The sequence below is a fragment of the Nonomuraea cypriaca genome (genome assembly GCF_015645445.1).
Classification (GTDB): domain Bacteria; phylum Actinomycetota; class Actinomycetes; order Streptosporangiales; family Streptosporangiaceae; genus Nonomuraea; species Nonomuraea cypriaca.
On sequence record NZ_JADOGI010000388.1, the window covers coordinates 1 to 6,114 of the forward strand.

Below are 6,114 nucleotides of genomic sequence, written 5' to 3' on the forward strand. Positions count from 1 at the left end.
CAGAACGTCAGCTGCTGCTGCTCGGGCAGCACGAGCAGGTCGCGCTGCAGGAGCAGAACGGCAGCGACGCGCCGTGCTCGGGCATGCCGTGACCCGCGGTCAGCGAGTCGATCGTCAGGCCGCTCTCGGCGAGGTCGAAGACGTCCATCGGCAGGTTTTCGAGGTCGAAGTCGAGGTTCTTCACTTTTCTCCTCTGGCTGGTTTACCGGAATTCGGAGAGCCGAACTCTCCAGCGCCGACTCTAGGCACCGGAACACGTCCAGAAGAAGTGGAATCCCGCTCATCAGAAAGATGTACACCTAATGGCGCAGCCGTATTTCTTCTTGCCCTTTCCGCGTTACCGCGCTCATCCTGAGGTGCGTATTCACCTAAGGAGAGACAATGGAAAGCGCGCTCGGCCTGCTCACCGCCGCGCCCGACAAGTTCGTCGTCCGCTGGCCGGAGGAGCCCCAGGTGTTCCGCGGCGATCCAGCGGCGCTCCGGGCACTGCTCGACATCGAGGACATCGATCGGCTGATCAGCGACCAGGGGCTGGCCGCGTCATCCGTCACAATGACCAAGGACAACGTGATGGCCAGTCCCGCGTCGTTCTCGGTCGCCGACCTCGCCGCCTTTCCCGGCGCGGCGGGCGGCATCGACGCCAGGAAGGTCGGCGAGCGTCTGCGCGAAGGGCATACGCTGCTCCTGATGGGCCTGCACCGGTGCTGGCCGCCGCTGATGAGGTTCGGCCGGCTGCTGGCCGCCGAGCTGGGCCACCCGCTCTACGCCCACGCCTTCCTGACACCGCCGGGCAACCAGGGCTTCGCACACCACTGGGACACCGAGGCGGTCTTCATCGCGCAGACCGCGGGCAGCAAGGTGTGGGAGCTGTATCCGCCGGTGCTCGAGGACCCGCTCCCCCGCCACCGCTGGGGCAGCGTCCCCGTCACCCCCGGACAACGCGCCTCGTTCGAGAACGGCGAGCCCTATCTCAGGACCCGCCTCGAACCCGGCGACGTGCTCTGGCTGCCCCGCGGCTGGATACACAACGGCTACGCGCAGGAGGGCGCCTCCCTGCACATCAGCATCGGGGTCCTGCAGTTCACCCGCCACTGGATACTGGAGCAACTCCTCGACCTCGCGGCAGGCGACCCCCGTTTCCGTACGGCCCTGCCGCCCGGTCTCAACGGCCGGCAGCTCCACGAGGAGGTCGGCGAGCTCACCGAGCACTTCTCCCGTTGGCTGGAGAGCCTCGACGGCGACCGGGTGGCCACCATGCTGCGGGTCAAGCAGTTGCGCAGCCAGCCGGGGCCTCGCCGCCCGGCCGTCAGCTCGGCGTTGCTGGAGGTGGACGCCGACTGTGTCGCGTACGTGCCGGGATCCGTGCTCGGCGCCGCCAAGAAGGGCGACGGCATCGTGCTGCACCTCGGGGACCACGACCTGCCGGTCGACGGCTCAGTGGCACGGGCCGTCGGCGAGCTGATCTCCGCCCCGGACGCCCGGCTGCGCCTGGACGACCTCGCCGTGGACCGCGACCAGGCACGCGAGCTGCTCCGCGAGCTGATCCGCGAGGGCGTGGCCACCCCGGCCTAGAGCTTCCAGGTCCTGGAGCCGGTCGGCGCCCTTCAGGGGCCTACAGCCAGCCGCGCCCCGAGACCTTCAAGCCGGCCTCGAACCTGCTCCTGGCGCCCATCTCCTGCATCAGGCCCGCCATCATGCGCCGGACGGTGCGCTGGGAGACGCCGAGCCGTTTGGCCGCGGCTTCGTCGGTCAGCCCCTGGCCGAGCAGCGCGAGGAGCTCGCGCTGCTGTAGGGAGAGCGCCTCGGAGTCGTCGTCCTCCGGCTTCAGCGGGTCGGCCACCGTCCAGGTGTGCTCGAACAGTGCCAGCAGGCCGGCCAGCACGCCCCGCGCGTTCACCTGCACGGCGCCCGCGCGGGCGTCGCCGGGGTCGACGGGCAGGATGGCGATCTCCCTGTCGATGAGCACCATGTGCACGGGCAGCTCGGACACCATCCGCACGTTTCCTCCCGCCCGGTTCAGCCAGCCGGCGTACCCGAACGTCGTCCTGTCGCCCCTGATGCTGCTCTGGCAGATGGCGCGTACGGCGACGCCGCGCCGCAGCAGTTCCTCGTCCTTGCGCCGCGCCGCCTCGACCACCTCCGCCGGCTGCGGCCCCTCCGCCATGAAGGTGAACATCTCGGAGCGGGTCATCCGCGACAGCTCCTCCAGCCGATGCTGGACCTGGTCCATGCCGTCGAGATGTTCGATGTCCGCGGACCCGCAGCCGGCGGCGCGTTCGACGCAGTCCTCGACGAAGCGCTCGATGGCCATCCTGCTGGCGTCCAGCTCCATACGCTTGGCCGCGAGAGAGGCCTCCGCCTGCTCGATCAGGTGCCACAGCGCCACGTCGGGCGCCACCGGCCTGACCCGGCCCTCCTCGTCGAAGGATTCCCCTACCAGAGCCAGCTCCGCGAGCGCGCGCACTTTGGCGCGCACCACTTCATCGGGTATCGCGAGATCCTCCGCGAGTTCGGCGACCCGGCACCCCTGCCGTCTGAGCAACGTGCGATAGACCAACTCCGCGACGGGATCGATCCCCAGTATCTCGAACACCGTCCCCCATCACCGACATCGTCGTCTCCGGATTGCAACGGGCATTCTGCAACACTGGCCAAAGCCGACACAAGCCTCACTTCTACACGGCATCTACATAAGGAAAGAAGTTCAGCTTTTGAAAGGACAAAAAAGTATGGAAGGCGCCATTATCCATACGCTGCCGGCCGGTAGAGCCTGCAGACAGCCGGTAGAGCTTACAGACGGCCGGGGTAGACGGGCGCGCCCTCTTCGGTCATGCCCTGCCTGCGCGTCGAACGCCCGTCGCCCTGGTCCCCGCGTGCGACGGGACGGGTGACGTCGCTGTCGTAAGCCGGCCGCGTACGGTCGCCACCCTCGGGACGGATGGGCGGCATGGGCCCGGTGGGCGGGCCGTCATCGTCGTCGTCAGGCTGCTTGCCGCGCTCCGCCGCGTGCGCCCCGCCCCTGCCCCGCCAGCGCGGCAGGGCCATCAGCACCAGCACGGCCAGCGCGAGCACGATGACCACGGGGAACAGCAGGACCGGCACGCCGATCGCGGACATGCCCACGATGCCGAAGGCGAACAGGAGCGCCCACGCGTACATGATCAACACGGATCTGCGGTGGGAGTGGCCGATGTCCAGCAGCCGGTGGTGCAGGTGGCCTCGGTCGGGCGCGAACGGCGACATGCCGTGGGAAGTGCGCCGCACCACGGCGCTGATCAGGTCGATCAACGGCAGCACCAGCACCGCCGCCGGGAGCAGCAGCGGCAGCAGCACGCCGAACCTGTTGGTGTTCTCGATGATCGCCGGGTCGAGCGGCGTCACGGTGACGATCGAGGAGGCGAGCACCAGCCCGATGAGCATGGCCCCGGTGTCGCCCATGAAGATCTTCGCCGGGTGGAAGTTGTGCGGCAGGAAGCCGAGGCACGTGCCGATGAGCACGGCGGCGATGGCGGCCGTCGTGGTGATGCGGCCGCCACTGATCTCGGCGGCGAGCAGGATCGAGTAGGCCCACGTGGCCATGCCCGCGATGCACACGACCCCGGCCGCGAGCCCGTCGAGCCCGTCGACGAAATTGACCGCGTTGATCGTCACGACCACGACCAGAATCGTGATGACCGTGCTGAGCGTGTAGTCGAGGCTGGTCGAGCCGCCCCAGTCCTGCGGCAGCGGGATGTAGAGCAGCCGCAGGTCGAAGGAGACCAGCACGCCCGCCGCCGCGATCTGCCCGCCGAGCTTGATGAAGGCGTCCATGCCCCACCAGTCGTCGAGGAACCCGGTCAGCGTGATCAGCCCGCCGGCGAGGATCAGCGCCGTCACCGCGTTGCCGTCGGACTCCGACAGCGCCGCGCCCGTGTGGGTGAGCCCGTTGGCGACCAGCAGGCCGGCGACCAGGCCGCCGTACATGGCCAGGCCGCCCAGCCTGGGCGTCGGCGTGGTGTGCACGTCGCGCTCGCGAACCTCGGGCATGGCGCCGATGCGGATGGCGAAGCGGCGCACCAGCGGGACCAGCAGGTAGGTCACCGCCGCCGAGATGAGCGCCATGAACAGGTATTCGCGCACAGACCTAGTTTCCCGGATGCTCCGGCCCACTGTGACCGGAAAACGACACAGACCAGTTTAATATTCGTTGAGATATGGCCGATGTATGGCAAGAAGCTCCGTCACTCTTTCCCGAACCTCCGCCGCGGCGGCCGGCCGGAGCACGGCTCTGGTCACCAGCGTCCCCACCTCCTTCAGCTCCTCTGGCCCCATCCCCTGGGTGGTCACGCACGGCGTGCCCACGCGGATGCCGGACGTGACGGCCGCGGGTTCTGGATCGTACGGGATCACGTTGCGGTTGAGCGTGATCCCCGCCGCCGCGCACCGCCGCTCGGCCTCGGCCCCCGACACACCCGCCCCGCGCAGGTCTATCAGCGCCAGATGCGTGTCCGTGCCGCCCGACACCGGCCGCATGCCCTCCGCGGTCAGCGCCTCCGTCAGCGCCCGCGCGTTGACGATCACCCGCCTGGTGTAGTCGGCGAACTCCGGCCGCATCGCCTCACCGAACGCCACCGCCTTGGCCGCCACCACGTGCATCAGCGGCCCGCCCTGGATGAACGGGAACACCGCCCGATCGATCTTCTTGGCCAGCTCCTGCGTGCACAGGATCGCCCCGCCGCGTGGCCCGCGCAGCGCCTTGTGTGTGGTGAATGTCACCACATCCGCGTACGGCACCGCCGACGGGATCGCCCCGCCCGCCATCAACCCGATCGGATGCGCGACGTCGGCCAGCAACCACGCCCCCACCTCGTCCGCGATGCCGCGGAACACCCCGAAGTCGATCAGTCTCGAGTACGCCGTGGCGCCGCAGACGATGAGTTTCGGCTGGTGCCGCAGGGCCAGGTCACGGACCTCGTCGTAGTCGATGAGCTCGGTGTCACGTCGCACGCCGTAGGACACGACGTCGAACCATCTGCCCGAGAAGTTCACCTTGGAGCCGTGGGTGAGGTGGCCGCCGTGCGGGAGCGCCATGGCCAGCATGGTGTCGCCGGGCTGCAGGAGCGCGGCGTAGGCGGCGAGGTTCGCGGTGGCGCCCGAGTGGGGCTGGACGTTGGCGTGCGCGGCGCCGAACAGCTTGCGTGCCCGCTCGATCGCCAGCCGCTCGGCCCGGTCCACGACCTCGCAGCCGCCGTAGTAGCGGCGGCCCGGGTAGCCTTCCGCGTACTTGTTGGTGAGGGTCGAGCCCAGGGCGGCCAGAACCGCGGGCGAGGTGAAGTTCTCGCTCGCGATCAGCTGGATCCCGCCGCGCACCCGGTCCAGCTCGTCGAGCAGCACCTGTGCGAGCTCGGGATCCTGCCTCTGGAGCAGGCCGAAGGACGGGCCGTAGTAGGGCTGTGCACCCATTCCCCCACTCTAAGACCTGGTGGTCTGGTTTTCCCATACGGGCGACCCGCGCCGGAGATTTCAGCTCACGGGGAAGGCGTGCGGCGCGTTGGCCGTCGTCGGTATCCAGCGCGGGGTGTCCGCCGCCTCGTCGCTGATCGACGTCAGGACGGAATGGCGGTAGACGGCCAGCCTGTTGCGCCATTCGCGGATCTCCTCGACGTAGCGCTCGCCGACCGGGGCGTCCCACGTCTGGGGGCTCCTGGCCAGGCTGTACGCCTTGTCCAGGACGGTTTTGAGCGAGTCCAGCTGCGGCAGGACGGCGTCCCATGCCACGACGAGTCGCTCGTAGTCGGGGTTGAACCTCCAGGCCCGCTGTGGGTCGTCCAGGGTGCCTGGGACGTTGATCGGCGGCCGGTCCATGGGGTCATGGGGGTCAGGGCGTTTGGGGGGCTGCGGGTCGACGTACATCACGCGCTCCTCTCCGGCGAGCCGGGATCGATCCGGCCGACCGGGCCGTCGGGGCGGATGTCCTCGGGCGCCCACGCGCCCTCGCCGTACTCACCTGCCGGCACCTGCACGGACGGCATCTCCTGAGGCTGCACGTCACGCATGTCGTCGATCAGGTCCTTCAGCGCCTCGGGATCGACGGGCCCCAGATCGATCGAGACCACCCCACCGCCATCCCCACTC

The 6,114-nt window shown here is 69.1% G+C and carries 7 protein-coding genes; 1 reads left to right on the forward strand and 6 read right to left on the reverse strand.

The window, feature by feature from the left end:
- Nucleotides 1-7: 7 nt before the first annotated feature.
- Nucleotides 8-184, reverse strand: a complete 177-nt coding sequence (locus ITP53_RS53330; protein WP_328818743.1) for a thiomuracin/GE37468 family thiazolyl RiPP peptide — start codon at nt 182-184, stop codon at nt 8-10.
- A 197-nt stretch (nt 185-381) separates the two neighbouring features.
- On the opposite strand from ITP53_RS53330, the gene ITP53_RS53335 reads away from it, so the two are divergent.
- A complete protein-coding gene (locus tag ITP53_RS53335) occupies nt 382-1,572 on the forward strand; it encodes a JmjC domain-containing protein (RefSeq protein WP_195903132.1) in 1,191 nt (396 codons plus the stop codon).
- A 40-nt stretch (nt 1,573-1,612) separates the two neighbouring features.
- Here the strand turns inward: ITP53_RS53335 and ITP53_RS60850 are convergent, their stop codons facing one another.
- The 5 genes from ITP53_RS60850 to ITP53_RS53360 all read right to left on the reverse strand — a co-directional run.
- Nucleotides 1,613-2,593 (reverse strand): LuxR C-terminal-related transcriptional regulator, encoded by a 981-nt coding sequence (locus ITP53_RS60850; protein ID WP_195903133.1) that lies wholly within the window; start codon nt 2,591-2,593, stop codon nt 1,613-1,615.
- Between the two features lie 197 nt (nt 2,594-2,790).
- Complete coding sequence (locus ITP53_RS53345; RefSeq protein ID WP_195903134.1) at nt 2,791-4,119, reverse strand: glycosyltransferase family 4 protein; 1,329 nt, start codon at nt 4,117-4,119, stop codon at nt 2,791-2,793.
- 57 nt (nt 4,120-4,176) lie between these two features.
- On the reverse strand, nt 4,177-5,442 hold the full coding sequence (locus ITP53_RS53350; RefSeq protein WP_195903135.1) for a serine hydroxymethyltransferase: 1,266 nt from the start codon (nt 5,440-5,442) through the stop codon (nt 4,177-4,179).
- Nucleotides 5,443-5,502: 60 nt separating this feature from the next.
- A complete protein-coding gene (locus ITP53_RS53355) occupies nt 5,503-5,892 on the reverse strand; it encodes a hypothetical protein (RefSeq protein WP_195903136.1) in 390 nt (129 codons plus the stop codon).
- The coding region (locus ITP53_RS53360) for a hypothetical protein (RefSeq protein WP_207757696.1) at nt 5,892-6,114 on the reverse strand (223 nt) is incomplete at its 5' end. The genes ITP53_RS53360 and ITP53_RS53355, both read right to left, overlap by 1 nt.

Coding starts and splice junctions, on each gene's coding strand:
- ITP53_RS53350 (WP_195903135.1), bottom strand. CDS start 5,442: ATGGGTGCACAGCCCTACTACGGCCCGTCCTTCGGCCTGCTCCAGAGG.
- ITP53_RS53335 (WP_195903132.1), top strand. CDS start 382: ATGGAAAGCGCGCTCGGCCTGCTCACCGCCGCGCCCGACAAGTTCGTC.
- ITP53_RS53355 (WP_195903136.1), bottom strand. CDS start 5,892: ATGTACGTCGACCCGCAGCCCCCCAAACGCCCTGACCCCCATGACCCC.